Annotated in this window: 11 protein-coding genes and 1 pseudogene; 5 read left to right on the top strand and 7 right to left on the bottom strand. The window is 57.5% G+C overall.

The genetic code is table 11. The features are described from left to right. Window positions 1-167: 167 nt before the first annotated feature. Window positions 168-1040, top strand: coding sequence for an SGNH/GDSL hydrolase family protein (locus tag AC1VV3_RS26555; RefSeq protein ID WP_482963369.1), 873 nt, complete (start codon window positions 168-170; stop codon window positions 1038-1040). Window positions 1041-1233: 193 nt separating this feature from the next. After that, window positions 1234-1567, top strand: a pseudogene (locus AC1VV3_RS26550) (transposase); the annotation flags it as partial. A 246-nt stretch (window positions 1568-1813) separates the two neighbouring features. On the opposite strand, the gene AC1VV3_RS26545 reads toward AC1VV3_RS26550, so the two are convergent. From AC1VV3_RS26545 to AC1VV3_RS26525, 5 genes are all read right to left on the bottom strand, one after another. Further along, entirely contained in the window at window positions 1814-2656 is an 843-nt protein-coding gene (locus AC1VV3_RS26545; RefSeq protein WP_482963368.1) for a type 1 glutamine amidotransferase, read from the bottom strand. Between the two features lie 181 nt (window positions 2657-2837). Further along, window positions 2838-5429 carry a GAF domain-containing protein gene (locus AC1VV3_RS26540; protein ID WP_482963367.1) on the bottom strand — a complete coding sequence of 864 codons (2592 nt, stop codon included), beginning with the start codon at window positions 5427-5429 and terminating at the stop codon, window positions 2838-2840. A gap of 399 nt (window positions 5430-5828) precedes the next feature. Next, a complete protein-coding gene (locus AC1VV3_RS26535) occupies window positions 5829-6869 on the bottom strand; it encodes an AI-2E family transporter (RefSeq protein WP_465128322.1) in 1041 nt (346 codons plus the stop codon). A 505-nt stretch (window positions 6870-7374) separates the two neighbouring features. Continuing rightward, on the bottom strand, window positions 7375-7566 hold the full coding sequence (locus AC1VV3_RS26530) for a hypothetical protein (RefSeq protein WP_132270524.1): 192 nt from the start codon (window positions 7564-7566) through the stop codon (window positions 7375-7377). 175 nt (window positions 7567-7741) lie between these two features. Beyond that, window positions 7742-8269: a hypothetical protein gene (locus AC1VV3_RS26525; RefSeq protein WP_482963366.1), complete on the bottom strand. Its 528-nt coding sequence runs from the start codon at window positions 8267-8269 to the stop codon at window positions 7742-7744. A 590-nt stretch (window positions 8270-8859) separates the two neighbouring features. Between AC1VV3_RS26525 and AC1VV3_RS26520 the strand changes: the two genes are divergently transcribed. Both AC1VV3_RS26520 and AC1VV3_RS26515 read left to right on the top strand, forming a co-directional pair. Next, window positions 8860-9417: a PRC-barrel domain-containing protein gene (locus AC1VV3_RS26520; protein WP_132270529.1), complete on the top strand. Its 558-nt coding sequence runs from the start codon at window positions 8860-8862 to the stop codon at window positions 9415-9417. Beyond that, the gene (locus AC1VV3_RS26515) at window positions 9414-12548 is read left to right on the top strand and encodes a DEAD/DEAH box helicase (RefSeq protein WP_482963365.1); all 3135 of its coding nucleotides are present in this window, start codon (window positions 9414-9416) and stop codon (window positions 12546-12548) included. Before AC1VV3_RS26520 ends, AC1VV3_RS26515 begins: the two co-directional genes overlap by 4 nt. 241 nt (window positions 12549-12789) lie before the next feature. Here the strand turns inward: AC1VV3_RS26515 and AC1VV3_RS26510 are convergent, their stop codons facing one another. Next, the gene (locus tag AC1VV3_RS26510; RefSeq protein ID WP_482963364.1) at window positions 12790-13683 is read right to left on the bottom strand and encodes an SDR family oxidoreductase; all 894 of its coding nucleotides are present in this window, start codon (window positions 13681-13683) and stop codon (window positions 12790-12792) included. A 1231-nt stretch (window positions 13684-14914) separates the two neighbouring features. Here AC1VV3_RS26510 and lysC point away from each other — a divergent pair. Further along, a complete protein-coding gene (lysC, locus tag AC1VV3_RS26505) occupies window positions 14915-15169 on the top strand; it encodes an Rz1-like lysis system protein LysC (RefSeq protein WP_482963675.1) in 255 nt (84 codons plus the stop codon). A 750-nt stretch (window positions 15170-15919) separates the two neighbouring features. Here lysC and AC1VV3_RS26500 read toward each other — a convergent pair. After that, window positions 15920-16084, bottom strand: a complete 165-nt coding sequence (locus tag AC1VV3_RS26500) for a hypothetical protein (RefSeq protein WP_165921594.1) — start codon at window positions 16082-16084, stop codon at window positions 15920-15922. Window positions 16085-16304 lie beyond the last annotated feature (220 nt).

Below are 16304 nucleotides of genomic sequence, written 5' to 3'. Positions count from 1 at the left end.
CATTCCACTGCTCAGGTCAATGATGTGGGATCTCGATAGCAGCTAGTTCGTCAAGTGCGGTCATACCGCACTTCGGTCATTCAAAAATTCAATCTTCAAAGATTGAGGGCCGCTGGTAGGCCCTTCGTAAGCCTTGGATTGGGCATGGCATCGGAAGGACTGAACACTTGCGCGATTTGAAATGGCATTTCGGCTGCCTGCTCATTTTATTGAGCATCGCCGCCTGTGCAACACCGCGTTCCCCGCACGTCAGTCCGATCGCGCCAGCATCAATTTATATTGCGTTGGGGAGTTCTTACGCCGCTGGGCCTGGCATCACGACTTCAGCGGATGAACCGCAGAACCGGTGCGCCCGGTCGACGGACAACTACGCGCATATCCTGGCTCGAAAGCTAAATTTGCGGCTCTTCGATGTGAGTTGTAGCGGTGCTACAACCGAACATGTCCTCGGGCCGTGGAAAGAACTGCCACCTCAGATCGAAGCACTGACTGTCGACACCAAGCTAGTCACGGCGACAATCGGTGGTAATGATGTCGGTTATTTCGCAATGCTGTGGTCTGCCTCCTGCACTACGGCTCCATTGCCTGCCGCATCGCGCAACTTCCAATGCCCCTCGCCCCCGGCAGGGGCTGATGCATGGAGAAAGGTTGAGGTCGGTATGCGACAGATCGCTGCTGAAGTTCATCGCCGGTCGCCTACCGCAAGACTGGTTTTCGTGGATTATCTGTCTGTCCTGCCTGCAATGGGGACATGCGGTAACGCTCCTATGAAGCTGGATAAGGCCCGGAGCATTAGGGCGGTCGCGCAAAGGCTTGCGCGGCTCACCGAACGTGTGGCAGCAGAAACTAAGGCCGACGTGATCCAGGCATCGACATTGTCAGCCCACCACAGTGCCTGCAGCCGCGATCCATGGGTTACGGGTTTCCCGACGGAGAGATCGGCACCGGGTTTCGTACCCTATCATCCCAATAAAAGCGGCATGACCGCTATTGCTGACGTGCTAATGCAGCGGCTTGTCACCGCTCCTGGAACACCATAATCGCTTGCGGGGAGGTCCAGCGCCGCACTGTCGACCCCGCATCTGCATTTCCAAAACTGTACAGAAACGCAATCCCCGCAATCCAGCTCCAAACCGGTCGAGCCGCTACGGCCGATCCGGACCAGAGCACGCCTCCGCTTCGCGTGATTGTCGCTTGGAGTGAGGTAGCGTAGTGTTACCCGGGGTTTGAGTGCGTCGTCCTTTCGCCGGTCCCGAAGCGGTGCTCGCCTATCTCGCGCGCTACACCCACCGCGTCGCCATCTCGAAGCCCACCTCATCGCCTTCAACGAGAATGGGGTGACCTTCCGCGTCAAGGATTACCGCCGCGACGGTGCCGACCGTCAGCGCGTGATGACGCACGAGACCCACGAGTTTATCCGGCGGTTCCTGACCCACGTCCTGCCTCGGGGCTTCCATCGCATCGCCACTACGGCCTGCTTGCCGGCTCCGCGCGCAAGACCTCGCTTGCCTTGGCCCGTCACCTCCTCGATATTCTCGCGCCCAGCGAGCCGCAGTCCGAACAGGCTGACGATTCCGTTGTCGGGATCGGCATTTACGCCGCGGTCCTCCAAGCAATGTGGCTCTTCGGCGGCCTTGGAACGCTCGCCGATCCCGCCAATGACATAACCGGACAGCGCCTCTCCGCCGCCGCCTTGTCTCAGCGCGGACGGATCAAGCGGCGCAAACCGCTCTCCGTAAATGCTCGACCTGACGGCGATGGCTGAGGACAGGTCTAATGGGTATTTATGCCATTGCGCTTAACCCAGATGCCTCTACCGCCGCAAGTGCGGAGCGTAGCCTAGAAAATTGACGATCTCACGTCGGCGTTGTTGTTCATGCGCGAACTCACCATCGATACCGATACGCCACTGAAGCGTTTGGTCCTCGGGATCTTCGTGAATGGCCTCTATCTCGTCGGCTCGCGAGAAAACTTGCTGGTCTGTGCTGGCAAGACCAGCCTCTACCAGATCGCTAGCTTGCGCCCGAAGCGCAATTGCTATCTCTCTCAAAGCTAGCTCCGGGTGATACTGCACCCCCCAGAAGATGCCTCGATCATACCTTATCTCGGCGGCCTGGATTTGCGTCATTCCGTTCGAGGCCAGCAATATAGCGCCATCTGGCAACAATTCCACTTCATCACCATGGATAGCCGGCGCTTCCCAGCTACCGGGGCGGCCAGCAAGAAGGGGATGAATTCGGCCCGCTTCGGTCGCACTGATGCGACGCGCGATACCCGCTTCCATGCGCCTAGGCATTCGGCGCACTTTTCCGCCCGCTGCGGCCGTCGCGACCTGTAGGCCCGCGCAGGAACCGAATGAAGGAACTCCGGACGCGAAAACGGCGCGCATGAAATCAAGCTGGCGATCTACCTCGGCTGTCTCACGATAGACATGCATAGGAGAACCAGTCAGAAACACGGCATCATATTTTGCCAGGTCGATCGGTTTCAATCGCCGGGAATCCGCGTCTGCGGGAGATACAATGTCTATTCTGGCTGCTGGCCGAAGCTGCTTCAGTGTTGCTTTGTATGTTTCCCCTGCGCTCTTTCCGGCCCTTTCGCGGCGCTTCTCGCGTTCATCGGGAAGTTCACTTTGGGCAACCAAGTATGAAGGCATCAAAATCTTTCTGAGGCGAGCGGAGTCAAACGTTTGGGGTAGTTTCTCAGATCACGTAACTGACAGAAAATTTGGAGTTGCTTTAGTCAGGCGGCGATAAATGGCGAAGCGTATGCGCATAATCGAACGGAGGAATAGGGGTGCTGGAACAGTTTGCACTTTTCTCCAGATTAAAAAAAGATCATCCGTCGAGGCTCAGCAGGTCGGTAATATGATGTTTAATAAGGTCCACCGCGAAAGGCTTGGTGACGAGCCGCACACCAGGCTCAAGCTGTTCATTGCCCACGACCGCATTCTCCGCAAACCCGGTGATGAAAATCACCTTGAGGCCAGGCCGCCTAGCGCGCGCCGCATCGGCAATCTGCTTTCCATTAAGGCCGCCCGGCAAGCCCACGTCTGTGATAAGCAGATCGATATGCGTGTCGGAATTAAGCACAGCCAACGCTGAAGGCCCGTCGCAGGCCTCCAGCGCCGCATGATCCATATCTTCGAGAAGTTCGCACACCAACATCCGGATGGTCGGCTCGTCGTCGACAACCAGCACGCTACGCTTTCCCGTGCTTGGCAGATCATTGATTACATGCGAAACCTCTTCCCCAAGCGCATCGCCGTAATGGCGCGGCAGATAGAGGCATAACGTTGTACCCATGCCGAGTTCGCTATAAATGCGAACCTGCCCGCCGGACTGTCGAGCGAAGCCGTAGATCATCGACAGCCCCAGACCAGTCCCCTCGCCAATCGGCTTGGTGGTGAAAAACGGATCGAACGCGCGCTTGATCGTTTCCGAAGTCATGCCAGTTCCGGTATCGGTGACGCAGAGCGAGATATATTGTCCCTCAGGGAGATCGCGCTCACGGCCCGTCCGGGCGTCTAGCCACTTGTTCGCCGTCTCGATGGTTATGCGTCCGCCATCAGGCATCGCATCGCGAGCGTTGAGGCACAGATTGAGAAGCGCATTCTCGAGTTGATTAGGGTCGACCAGCGTCGACCACAATCCGCCGGCACCCACGACCTCGACTTGTATTCCAGGCCCGACTGTCCGGCGAACCAGATCTTCCATGCCCGCTATCAGGCGATTTACGTCCGTTGGTTTGGGATCGAGCGTCTGGCGCCGCGAAAAGGCCAGCAGGCGGTGCGTCAAAGCAGCCGCTCGGCGCGATGCTCCCTGAGCCGCCGTCACATATTTCTCAAGTTCGCCGATACGCCCCTGCGCGATGCGGATTTGAAGCATTTCCAAAGACCCGACCACCCCAGCCAGCATGTTGTTGAAATCATGGGCAAGACCACCGGTGAGCTGTCCAACTGCCTCCATTTTCTGCGCCTGCCGTAATTGCTCCTCGGCAGCCATGAGGCTCGCGGTACGCTCTTCGACCTGCTCCTCGAGCGAAGCCGTGAGTTTTGCAAGATCATGTTCGGCTCGGCGACGTTCGGTAGCGCTGCGAGTTCGCGCGGCAATTTCCCGCATGAACTCCTGTTCTTCGGCCAGCCATACCCGCGGCGTCGCATTGTTCACGTAGATCAACGCGACAAACGCGCCGTTCTCCTGCAGCGGCATGTTGATGAAGGAGTGCGCAGTAATAGCTTTCAGCACATCTGCGGTGGCTCTCGTTCGTTCATCGACATCGGCATCGACACACATCACGGTTTCGCCCCGCTTCAGGTCCTCGATGTAGCTGCCATGCTCGCGAAAGTGCAGTGTACCGGCGATCGTTTTGACGCCCGGGGCGTTCCAGTCGCGTTCTACTGTGATCGTCTCTTTGACAGGGTCGATTGTGCCATATCCGGCTCGGCTCACGCCAAGCGTACGACCCAATATTTCGGAAGCGGCAAATGCAATATCGGACGGGTCGTCCATATCGCGCAGCCGATCGCTCAATTCGAGAAGGGCTGCCTGTCGTGCTTCTGCGCTGCGTCGTTCGGTAATATCAAAGCTTACGCCCGGAAAATGCCGTTCACCGTTATCTGATACGGTGCACTGACCCTCTGCGGCAACCCATCGAAATGAACCATCCGGCTGCACGAGGCGATATTCTGCCGAAAACGGAGCTGAGGTCTCTACCGCCTTATCGATCTGCGCGGTAACCCGCGGACGGTCATCGGGATGGATGTTCGCAAAAAACTCGCTGATCGGTGCGCCGCGTGAAGCGCGCCCGAGATCAACGCCGTACAGGCGAGCGAAGCCGGCATCAGACACCACGAGATCATCGTCCACAGACCAGTCCCACGTGCCGACGGAACGAGCCGCCACGAGCATCGCATCGCGCTTGCGCTGGAGGAGGCGCAGCTCAATCAAAGCCATGATTTGTTGAGCAAGGATAGTCAGTCCCCGGCGCTGCTCTTCGGTCAGGCCGCCGGGTCTGGGAACTGTGTCAATGACGCACAACGTCCCCAGCGGCATACCGTTCTCGCCGACAAGAGGGACCCCCGCATAGAACCGGATTTGTGGTGCCTCAGTGACGAGTGAGAAGGCCGACGTTCTCGGATCGCAAGAAAGATCCGGGACCTCGAAAACCCCCGAATGACGAATAGCGAGCGCGCACACGGAGGTCGCGATGGGCGTTTCCGACACAGTCACACCGACACGCGCTTTAAACCATTGACGTTCTGTATCAACGAGACTGACGAGCGCGATAGGCGCCGAGCATAGTGTCTTGGCAAGCCATACGATCTCGTCGAATGCAATTTCGGGAGCCGTATCAAGCACCTCGGCCTCGAGGAGAGCGTCAATCCGCGCTTCTTCGTCCCATTCTAAGGGCACCTGCCTGTCGCTCACAGCGATATTCGCACGCTAAGCGCCGTGCCGATAGGAATTCCGAGGTAAAACAATGTAACATCCGAAGTGCGGGTCTGATGACAAGATCGAGTAACCCAAAACGCTTTAGCTCGCCTGCGGTTGCGGGACCATCGTTTCGGGATATCACCTTCCAGGAATATCGGTTGCTTGCAGGGCACCCTGGATTGCCATGATACAGCAAGCCACTCCCCTTTCCCGGTCCCGCGGTGCCAGCCTGAGAGGCAAACCGTACCTGTTTGACGGGCCCGCTATTTGCAAGCCCCAATGTCGATGGACATCACCCGCCGGATTTAGCAGAAGATTGTCGGGCACCCTTCTTTTCGCAATTTCGTTATGATCTCCCTGAAGGGAAACACTGTCAAGAAACGGTCAATGCTTTCAAACTTCGATGTTTTTTCCAAGGATGGTCTTCACATAGATCCGCTTAACCAGGACAAAGATTGTAATGGTTAAAGGAGCCGCCAGAAGAACCCCAAGCAAACCAAACAACATGCCAGCCGCCAGGACCGTAAAGAGCAATACCGCAGGTGGAACATCAACCGCCTGCTTTTGTATCATGGGCTGTAAGAAATTGCCCTGAAGTTGCTGCACTACTAGGAATAGAACTACCGTCCAGAGCGCAGTAGCGGGCGATTTCGTGAAGGCCAGCAGAACTGCCGGCACTCCTGAAATAACCGGCCCCACCATCGGAATTACGTCAAGCAATCCAGCGATAACCCCCAAGCCACCCGCGGAAGGCACGCCCAGGAGCGCAAGTCCTGCCGCCGTCAGGGAAGCAACCACGACGGAAGAGATGGCCTGCCCTTTCATCCAACCGTTCAAGCCGCGCCTGACGTCATCAAGGGAGGCCCCTGCAACCTTTACCCCGCCTTGCGGGACGAGCAAAAGCAGACCGCGTCTATAGAGGCCTGGGTCTGCTGCGAAAAATATTGCGCCGAAGATCACGAGGACCAGGTTGGTCAGCCCGTTTCCAATCGCCAACATGTAAGTCCCGATCTTGGATACGACGCCAGAGAAGGCACCCTTCCCCCCTTCGAGGATGCCATTGGCAGCATCGCCCAGCCCGGCCCGACTGAGGAAAGCCTGGAGTTGCTCGATGCCGTTTGGCAGGTTCTGACGGATCATGTCGAACTGACTTGTCAGCTGAGCGCCGAATAGAATGAGCGCACCAATGAAGATCCCGAGTAGGAGAATAACGGCAGTTCCCAGCCCTAGCGTTCGCCCCACGGGCACGAGAGAGCATATGGCACGCGCAATCGCATCGAAAACGACGCCCAGTACGGCGGCTGCAAAAAGCAGCAAGAGAAAGCTGGAAAGTTTGACCAGTAAAAGGAAAACGCCAAATATCGCAGCTACTACAACAGTGGCAAGTGCGATCCGCCCTAATGTCCAGTATTTCCCCTCGTCGCGCACCGTCATTGGCTCCAAGCGTATTTCCTTTGCTCCAGTTGCTCACCGGCCTGGCTAAGCATCACGACCGCCCGAAGTTTTTCTAGCCGGTCACATTTCGGAATTTTTCCAAATGCCGGCGCGGACGACCGGGAGCTAAGCCCCGGCCGCCCTGCCTTTTTTACAATTTCTACTTATCGCCGATCACGGCACCTGCCGTGCCGCCGATCACAGCGCCTTCGGCCGTGCCCAATCCAGTCGCGCTACCGACAACCGCGCCCCCGGTACCCCCGATCAATCCGCCGCGGGTCGCCCCATGGGAACATCCTCCTAGGCCAGCGCCTGCAGCAAGAATCATGACGAGCCCACTTACAAATTTGGTTTTCATAAAAAAATCGCTCCTGTGCAACTTCGTGCTGGAGCGGCCGAACGGATTGAAAGTTCCGTTAGCAACACATTGAAATTCAGAACGGACCAATTGCGTGAAAGCGAACGAAGTATCGTTCGCTTCTCTCTCAGGCAAGCTCAGCTCACATCATGTTTGCAGTGGGGAAGCCTGGGCACCTTCGTCGAGCTTGCGGGCGGGCTTACAGCCCAGATCAGGGCTAAAGAAATGATTTTTTGAAGCGGCGGGCATGGCTTGTGACAGCCAGAACCAAGGAATGGGCGATTTGCGCAGGATGGCGGTCGGCAACCGCCACGCTGACAACTCCAGCAGAGCCTTCAAGAAAAGGGGTGGCTGCGAGCACGTGCCTGTGAAACATCGCAGCCGACGTGCAAACGACGACGGTCTGAGGAGGTTCCACGTAGAGCGCAGACAATTTGAACCTGCTGTAGATCCCTACTGCGACAATTGACGCGAACGTAAGTGCGGTCCCAAAAAATGGTGGAAGCTCTATCCGCTAAATCAAGGCTGCGCGAACACCCGGCAGAAGCGTGTAAACAGCTTCCCTTTGGGCGCCGCGATTCTCGTGGTCGACATGGTAGCCCTGATAGTGCCGATGTACCAATCCTGCCCGAACCAGATCGGAGACGGCTCGGCTAACTCCGCAACGAGCGGACTGTTGCAAACGATCTTGAACGTGAGCGTCCAGAATTTGGTCAAGCTCGGCCTGATCGGCAGGTAAAGGCGCCTTCTTCTTCATTTCATCCAGGATCTTGCGCCGAATGTCCTGCCGGCGATGATGTCGCCGCGCCATCGGAATCAGAGCGCGTCCCAACCAGTCTCGTACCGGCACCGCCTGCCCTTCTTCGAAGATGTACGGGCCGGCGACTCCATTGGGATTTGCCGCCTTCGCGAGCAGATTGAGTACAAGCAAGGTATAGCGAGGACGCGGCGAAACGGCCATGATCTTGTCGACGACGGCCGGCATGTCCAGCCTCTTTTCCTTGGCTGGCTGCGGAGCGAACAGATCGAGTTGATAGAACATATCACGAATCTAGCGCGAACGCGGCGTAAGGTGAATCCCCTTATTTTGTCAGGCGTATATTTTCCACCTATGGCACTTTACCGGCAAAGCGCTGGTAAAGTGCCATAGGTGACACTTTGAAGATCGCTTACGGAAAGTAAGCCGCAGAGCACCGATCTCGATCTACCCTGATGGGTACGCCCCTTAAGATGAAGCTGCCTTTCCTGACGGCATCGAACTGCGCAATGCTATGCAACGCAAACGCGGAGCCTTCATCCAAACCGCCTCATTCGATCAGCAATCTGCAAGATCATGCCGGGCGATAGCGGGATGCCGGGCAGTCCCCCATTCGCCTGGGGCCTGTGCTGCCTATGATGACATACTGAAGACAGCAGCAAGCACTTAGAACGCTCTGGGATGAAAGGCGGCGATGGCTTCCGCATACTCTCGATAGATCCGGCGTGATTGCTTTGTATCGCTGGGCACACCCGGGAGAAGTTGTTCGCTGCAAGGCCACCAAAGTGGGCTGCTGCGCGTTCTGGTCACTCAACGCTTAGACAAGGAAGTTTGAATTGGAAATTGCAGCCGGTTGGATCGCGCCAGTGGCCACCATGATAGCGGCGATGATGACGGCGGCAAACCTGGGCGCGCGCATTACGGGCTGGGGCTTCGTTGTCTTCACTGTAGGCTCGATTGCCTGGTCCATCGTGGGGCTTTCAACGGGCCAGACCAATCTCCTGGCCACCAACGGTTTTCTAACCTTGATCAATCTTATCGGAATCTGGCGCTGGTTGGGCAAACAGCGCGCATATGAAGACGGTGGTAAGTCGGCCACCGAGGCGAGCCGCCGCTCCGCGGCACCAACGCTGTTCATGGCCACTGGGATTTCAGGAATGCCGGTCGAAGACGAGACTGGCGATCGGCTCGGCAAAGCGGTCGAGGCACTGATCACCTGCAATGACGGGAATATCAGCTATGTCGTGGTCTCGTCGAACGGGATAGGCGGTATCGGCGAGGATCTGCGTGCCGTAGCCCGTGCAGACCTTACTTTCGCCTGTGACCGGCTGATCGTTCGCAATTCGCGCGCCTTCTACGAAAATCTACCCGCGTTGAGCGATGGAGAATGGCCCGCATACCCGGGTGAAACCAAAGGGGCCGCAGCGTCATGAACGTTGCAAAGAGCACCGGTGAGACTGTCCTGGCCTTGGCCGAACAGCTGCGAGCGGGAGATCTGGTTTATCTCGCGGACGATGAGCAACAAGCACAAACTATCGCCGGAGCGCTGGCCGCCCTCATGCCAAAAGCTCATGTTATCCACTTACCGTCCAGCGACACTCTCCCGGGCGATAGCGCACCTGCCTCACCAGCCAATATCGGTCGCCGTGTTTCGGCGCTGAGCACGTTGCGCCGCATCTCGCAGCTGCGCGAGCGATCCCATCTAGTCACTGTGATGAGCGGTGAGGCCGCAGCAAGGCTGTATGCCGAGCCTCGTGTCTTCGAGGAGGCCCCTCCCCTTCTTTCAATAGGTGATCCGCTCGACCCTGCGGCATTTGCCTTGGAAATGGAGGCGCTAGGTTATGTGACCGATGACCGCGTCGATGAACCCGGTGAAGTGGCCGTTCGAGGAAACGTTATCGACATCTACCCTGCCGACGCCGGCCATCCCGCCAGGATAGATGTGGCCGATGGGCGTATCGCATGCATCAGGCGTTACGATCCGGCTACCCAGCTCTCAGAAGAGACTTGCGAAGTTCTCGCGATCGGGCGAGCGGCCGAGCCTGTTTCCAATAAACGTGTAACGATTATTGCTCATCTTCCTTCCGGCCGGATCTTTTTCTCGGCGCTTGCCAACAAGCGCCGCGAGCGCTTCATCCGCCTGGCGCGTGAGGCTGCATCTGCAAGCCGCAAGGACCTTGATGCAACCTCCGAAGCTCTCTGGCAAAGGGATCTTAATGCGTCGGCGCTGGAAGTTTCGGATTTTCCTGAAACAGCGCCGGTCCCGCGTTTTGCCGCGCATCGCTCGCCTCTGCAAACACTGAAGAAATTTGCCTCAGGCCATCTCAGAGAGAGCAAGCGGCTGTTACTGGTCGGGGCGGAACGGGATATCCGTTTCCTGCGAAGCAAGGTTGGCCGGGTTCTCGATGCTGAAGTTGCGCTCATTGAAGAGATAGACGCACTGCGCGAATTGCCGCCCGCCAACATTGCAGCAATTTCAGCCCCTCTCGATCAGGGCGGCGTGCTCGGCGATATAGTGATGATTGCTGCCGGCGACCTTTTGGGCAGCCGCGCGCTCAGCCCGGATCACCAAGAGGGAAAATCGTCAGGGTCCGCCCTGGGCGGCCGCGAAATCCAGATTGATGACCTTATTGTCCATGAGGATCACGGCGTAGCTCGCGTGCTCGGGTTGGAGGCTGCGCCGGGCGAAGCAAACTCAGAACTCATTGTTCTCGAGTATGCACAAGGCGATCGTAGGTTGGTGCCTGCACAGGAAGCCGGCCGACTTTGGCGGTACGGGGCAGATAAAGATGCCGTGAGACTCGATAGGTTAAATGGCTCTAGCTGGCAGAAACGCCGCCTAGCCATCGACGAGGCCGTCGCGACCAGCGCACGCGATCTCCTTCAATTGGCTCGGCAGCGAGAGCAACTGAAGGCACCAATTATGGAACCTGACAGCGCAGCCTACGAACGCTTCGTTGGTACGTTTCCATTCAATGAGACCGCCGACCAGGCACGGGCAATTCAGTCGGTGCGCGAGGACCTTGCCAGCGGACATCCAATGGACAGGCTCGTGATCGGCGATGTCGGCTATGGCAAAACGGAAGTGGCACTGCGGGCAGCGGCACTGGCGGCCCTTGCCGGCTTTCAGGTTATTCTGGCCGCACCAACTACCGTATTGGTAAGGCAACACATTCAGACTTTCGAGCGGCGCTTTGCGGGGATGAAGATCAAGATCGCCGGATTATCCCGTCTTTCAACCACGGCGGAAAAAGCGGCCGCCAAGACCGGGCTTGCAAATGGTGCGATCGACATCGTTATCGGTACCGCGGCTGTCATGGCCAAGGATGTGCATTACGCCAAGCTTGGGCTCGTCATAATTGACGAGGAACAGCGTTTCGGTGCTGCCGCCAAACGGGAGCTGCGCCGACATCCCGAGGTTCACCTGCTGTCTATGAGCGCAACCCCGATCCCAAGAACGTTGCACCGTGCAATGATCGGGCTACAGCAGATTTCGGTCATAGCAACGCCCCCCGCGCAGCGTCAGCCGATCCGGACCAGTCTCGTGGGACCCGATGATGCAGTCTTTCGAACCGCGCTTTTACGGGAAAGGTCGAGAGGCGGCCAAAGCTTCGTAGTGGTTCCCCGGATCGAGGACCTGGCGCCCTTAGCGGATCGCCTCGACCGTCTCGTACCAGGCCTTGAGGTGGTCCAGGCCCATGGCAAGATGCAAGCCGCCGAGATCGATAATGCAATGGTTCGATTTGGTGATGGGCGCGGCGATGTTTTGCTGGCGACCAACATCATCGAGGCGGGACTGGATGTCCCGCGCGCAAACACCATGATTGTCTGGCATGCCGATCGTTTCGGTCTGGCTCAGCTTCATCAATTGCGCGGCCGCGTAGGCCGCGGGAACCGCCGCGGCCAGGTTTTCCTCCTTACCGAAAGCCAGGAAATCTCCGAACGCACGATGAAACGGCTACGCACTCTGGCCACTTATGACCAGCTAGGCTCCGGCTTTGGAATTAGCACTGCCGACCTCGACCAAAGAGGAGCAGGCGATCCTTTGGCCGATGCGCAGGCAGGTCATATGAAGCTTATCGGTGTCGATCTCTATCAGCATCTGTTCGAGGCGGCCCTAAGGAAAGCGCGCGGCGAAAACGCAGGGCTTTGGCACCCGGAATTGAACGTAGGAGATGCAGGAGGATTACCAGCAACGTGGATTCCGGATGAAAATATCCGGCTCGGCCTTTATGTCAGGCTAGCCCGACTGACAGAAGGCGCTGAGGTCGATGCGCTGGAGGAGGAACTTGCAGACCGGTTCGGGCCATTACCGCCGAACGCAGAACGGCTCGTAGAAGCCGCAAGAATCAACATTCTCGCCCGAGCGGCGGGCATCGAGAAGGTCGATGCAGGCCCTGCGGCCGTGGCGTTGACCCCTAGATCGGCAGGGCCTGCGTGTCCTTGCGCACATGGCTTTGCAAAAAAAGATGGCCGCTGGATTCTTAAGGAGCAAATCGCGGACGCAGCGCGCCTTGTCAGAGTGCGCGAAGTTCTTGAAACTCTGCTTGAGGACGAGAATTGATGCTCGCCATGCGTGGCTATCCTCGCCCGCGAGCGCGCGGACCTATCGGCCTGCTTAGGTTCGCCAGATGGTCCATGCCGATTGATAGCCTTTGTTACCCCTGGTCTCGATCCGCTGGTCGCCGCCTTACCCGCACCGGCGCGGCTATAGATGCTGATCGGCCAATTTGCTGCGACGCGTTCAGAGACCATTGATTGGAGCAAAACTAACGGCCCGGCCGGTACGGCCGGGCCGTCTCGATTCAGGCGATGCCGGCTCCGCCGGTTACCCCGTAGACTTCACCGGTAATGTAGCTGCCTTCCTGCGAAGCAAGCAGCACATAGACAGGCGCAATCTCAACAGGTTGGCCTGGACGGCCGAATTGGCTTTGCTCTCCAAATTTGGCCACTTTGTCTTGCGGTTGCCCGCCGCTGGATTGAAGCACCGTCCAGAACGGTCCCGGCGCCACGACATTAGCCCGGACACCCTTTTCGATCAGCTGCTTGGCAAGGGCCTTGGTATAAGCAACAATGCCTGCCTTGGTGGTGGCGTAGTCCAACAGAATATCTGACGGTTCATAGGCCTGGACCGAGGCTGTCGTAATCACCGAAGCCCCTGGGGGAAGATGCGGCACTGCGGCTTGGGAAATCCAGTGCAGGGCATAGAGGTTAGTTTTCAGCGTCTTGTCGAAGTCTTCTGAACTCACCTCGCTGAGGCTTTCGCGAAATTGTTGCCGCCCAGCGTTAATGACGAGGACATCCAGCCCTCCCAGACGTTCGACGGCTTCCGCTACCAATTGCCTGCTCCAGGCCTCGTCAGTGATGTCGCCGGGAAGAGCAACTGCGATGCGTCCCTCTGCCTTGATAAGCGCTATAACTTCCTGGGCATCGCTCTCTTCGCTTGGAAGGTAAGAGATGGCGACATCAGCACCCTCGCGGGCATAGGCTATCGCCGCGGCGCGCCCGATCCCGGAATCGCCTCCGGTAATCAGCGCCTTGCGCCCCTTGAGTTTGCCCGCGCCCACATAGCTTTCTTCTCCATGATCGGGCCTGGGCTCCATTTTCGCCGCAGCACCAGGCGCTGGTTGGGGCTGCTCGGGAAATGGAGGCTGCGGATATTGAGTGCAAGGGTCCTGCAGCGAAAGGCGGTCAGCCATGAATTCTCCTGTAAGCTGGAATAACGCGGCATCAAAAGCCGGGCCCACTCTACAAAGGGAGAAGGATTGATCTGGTTCCAATCGGGACCGAGCTGGTCCCCGTGGCAAGCCTCCATTGAAAATAGGCGTTAAAGGCCACAGACTGCTCGCTGGTTTGGGGCCCCGGGGGACAGCTCGCAGATTTTCTCGATCAGCCGCAGCGGATGCGGATCAGGCTGACCCCATAGGCGATAAAATGCGTTTATCCTGAACGACGGCTCAAGTAGAATGTGTCGATAAATTGCAGTCTGCGAAGCTACTTATAGTTGCCGATCTTCTTATTCGGCCAAGCTGACTCTCTTTCTGAGCGCTGCGATAACCGAAAATCACGGCCGACGAAGCTTATCTGCGATGATTGCAGCGAAAAATTTGGCAACCGAGGAACGTTCCTTGTGCGCAGACCGTTTATTATACGTTGCAGCCGCGTCTTGCCCTCACAAGCTACTGCGACCGCGGGAAACGGTCCCGAACAAACCTTACCTTTACCTCGCAGCTTCGAGCAAGCTGCGAGGTTTTTTCTTTGGCGACAGAAATCAACTTTGAAGCGGCGGCTTTATCGATTTCGGCCTCAAGCGTCGGACATGGCGGAATGCAATATCGAATATCCGGTCGGCGATCAGCTTGGTTTTTTCTCTACGCTGAAAAAATCGGCAAGCTTTTAAGCTTTTGGCGGATCGGCCGCTGCTGTCAGCGAGCAGTCGCTACGCTGGGATGGCTATCGATGTATATCACATTCGCTAAAACATAGACTGCTGTGACAAAAGTTAGGGCAATAACCGCAGAACGGAGCATATTTTGCGGAACGCGGTTTGCAATCGGCCGTTGTCCGTGAAAGTTTCCAGGTCGGTTCATAATTATTTTCCCGCAATTCGAGCGCGCTCGGAGCCGATAGTCGTTTGGCGCTATAAGCTTTGCGGCTAACGAATGTTCCCGCAGCGCTTCGCCAGCATTGCAAACGAGCCGAAGCCCGAAGCCCGAAGCAGGTGCGCGTGAATAGCTGAGGAGTAACAATTTAAGGCGATTATTGTCGCCTCCGAGGGTTAGTCGCGGTTATTCACCGTAGAGCTCGAGGGGATGGCGGAAGTAGCGTATGGCACTGTCCTAGAATAGAAGTGGCTCTCTACACCTTCTCCTGTTCAAAGCTGAAAATGCCACAAGCCTCACTCACCGAGGGCGAGCTTAGCGCGCCCGGATTTTTGTTCTGCTGACCTGCGCCGCCTGCTCGACAAAAAGTGAGGTCGCCTCGGCGCCGCCCCTGCCGGCTTACCTAGGCAGTCCGGCCGGGCTGATGAGCCTCTGCACGGTAAACAACGTCGATATGGTCACGACCGGGGACATCGCCACGAGCAGAAAAAGCTACAAGGAGGGGTTCGAGAAGTGCGCGGCTGAAGTGGATGCAATTCGAGAACATGACGCGATAGCGAGGTCTCGCGCAGTCACAAACTAGTGCGCCCAGCTTCAAGAAGACTTTCACATTTGTTTGCTATCCCTCGGACGATAGGCTGGCTGCGCGCTTCCTGCCGTGCCGCTGACCTCCCCTAGCGTGCTTTTGCGCTTGGAATGCAACCTGGCCCCGGAGCGCGACCTCGAGTGCGCCCCGGGGCCTTTTCCAAGCCAAAAGCTTAGGGGAGCGCCATTGCCTGGACGCTGTGACGCCGCACAGCGGGCATGCAACTCCAGCCTTTAAACCTGTCTTAGCTGCTGGTATCGGATCAGGGCCGTAATCCCTTGACTGTTTCACAGGGGCCATCGTGACGGCAATTGAGGGTGGCCCCTCATCTCTGCTGATGCGGTAGATCGCGCCGCGAAGAGTATCCACCCGTGCCTCCGGCGCATTTACCGGAAGGGTCGTTCTCCACTCTGGAGAACGGCCCTTCAAAAATCAGAACAATAGTTAGCTGAAGGCCGGGCTCGACACCGGCTGGCGAACACCCACGCGTCCACCCCCTCTGCTGAGCCTATGAGGGCGCGTCCCTCCGCGCTGCCGCGGCTGCTAATTGTATATCAAGTTGGTAGGTGCAAAGCGGCATGCGCATAATTGCCAGCGAGGAGCCGGCCCGACGCCGGCGCAGACCTGCACCGACCACGGAACCATAGCCCTTGCCGAATATTAGCTCGCTGCGGTGGCCAATTAGACCCCTCGGCACGTCGCCCCGAGGCCGTTCCTTTTTGTGAGGGGCGGGCTCTTTTCTTATGATCAGAACGCGACGACGCTCAAAAGAATTACACAGCAGCCGAGCGCGGCCACAGCCCTGCGGACCTGCCGGCCAATTACCCCATCTGCCAAGATTCCTACGGAAACCAGCCCGATGCCGAGAACAATCGCGGCAAGCAGGGCATGAAGATGATTAATCTCGACCACTAAGCCTCCTCAATCGATTCCTGCGTTTGATCTCAATAACAAATTCGGGGAATTTTCTGATTAAAATATGTAAAACTGAGGAACCAAATATCAATGGCGCTTAGCCCGCGATCCTGTCCCTCGTGAACTTAGGTACCCTGCGACAAGCCTACGCCATTTACGGCCAGCAGGTCCGAGTCGGCAGCTCGGCCGCGTCTGCTGTTCCTCGCCATAGCTCTGG

The organism is Novosphingobium sp. BL-S-34, from assembly GCF_056857015.1.
Note: the sequence above shows the minus strand (reverse complement) of the source record. Positions and strands in the feature narration are given on the sequence as shown.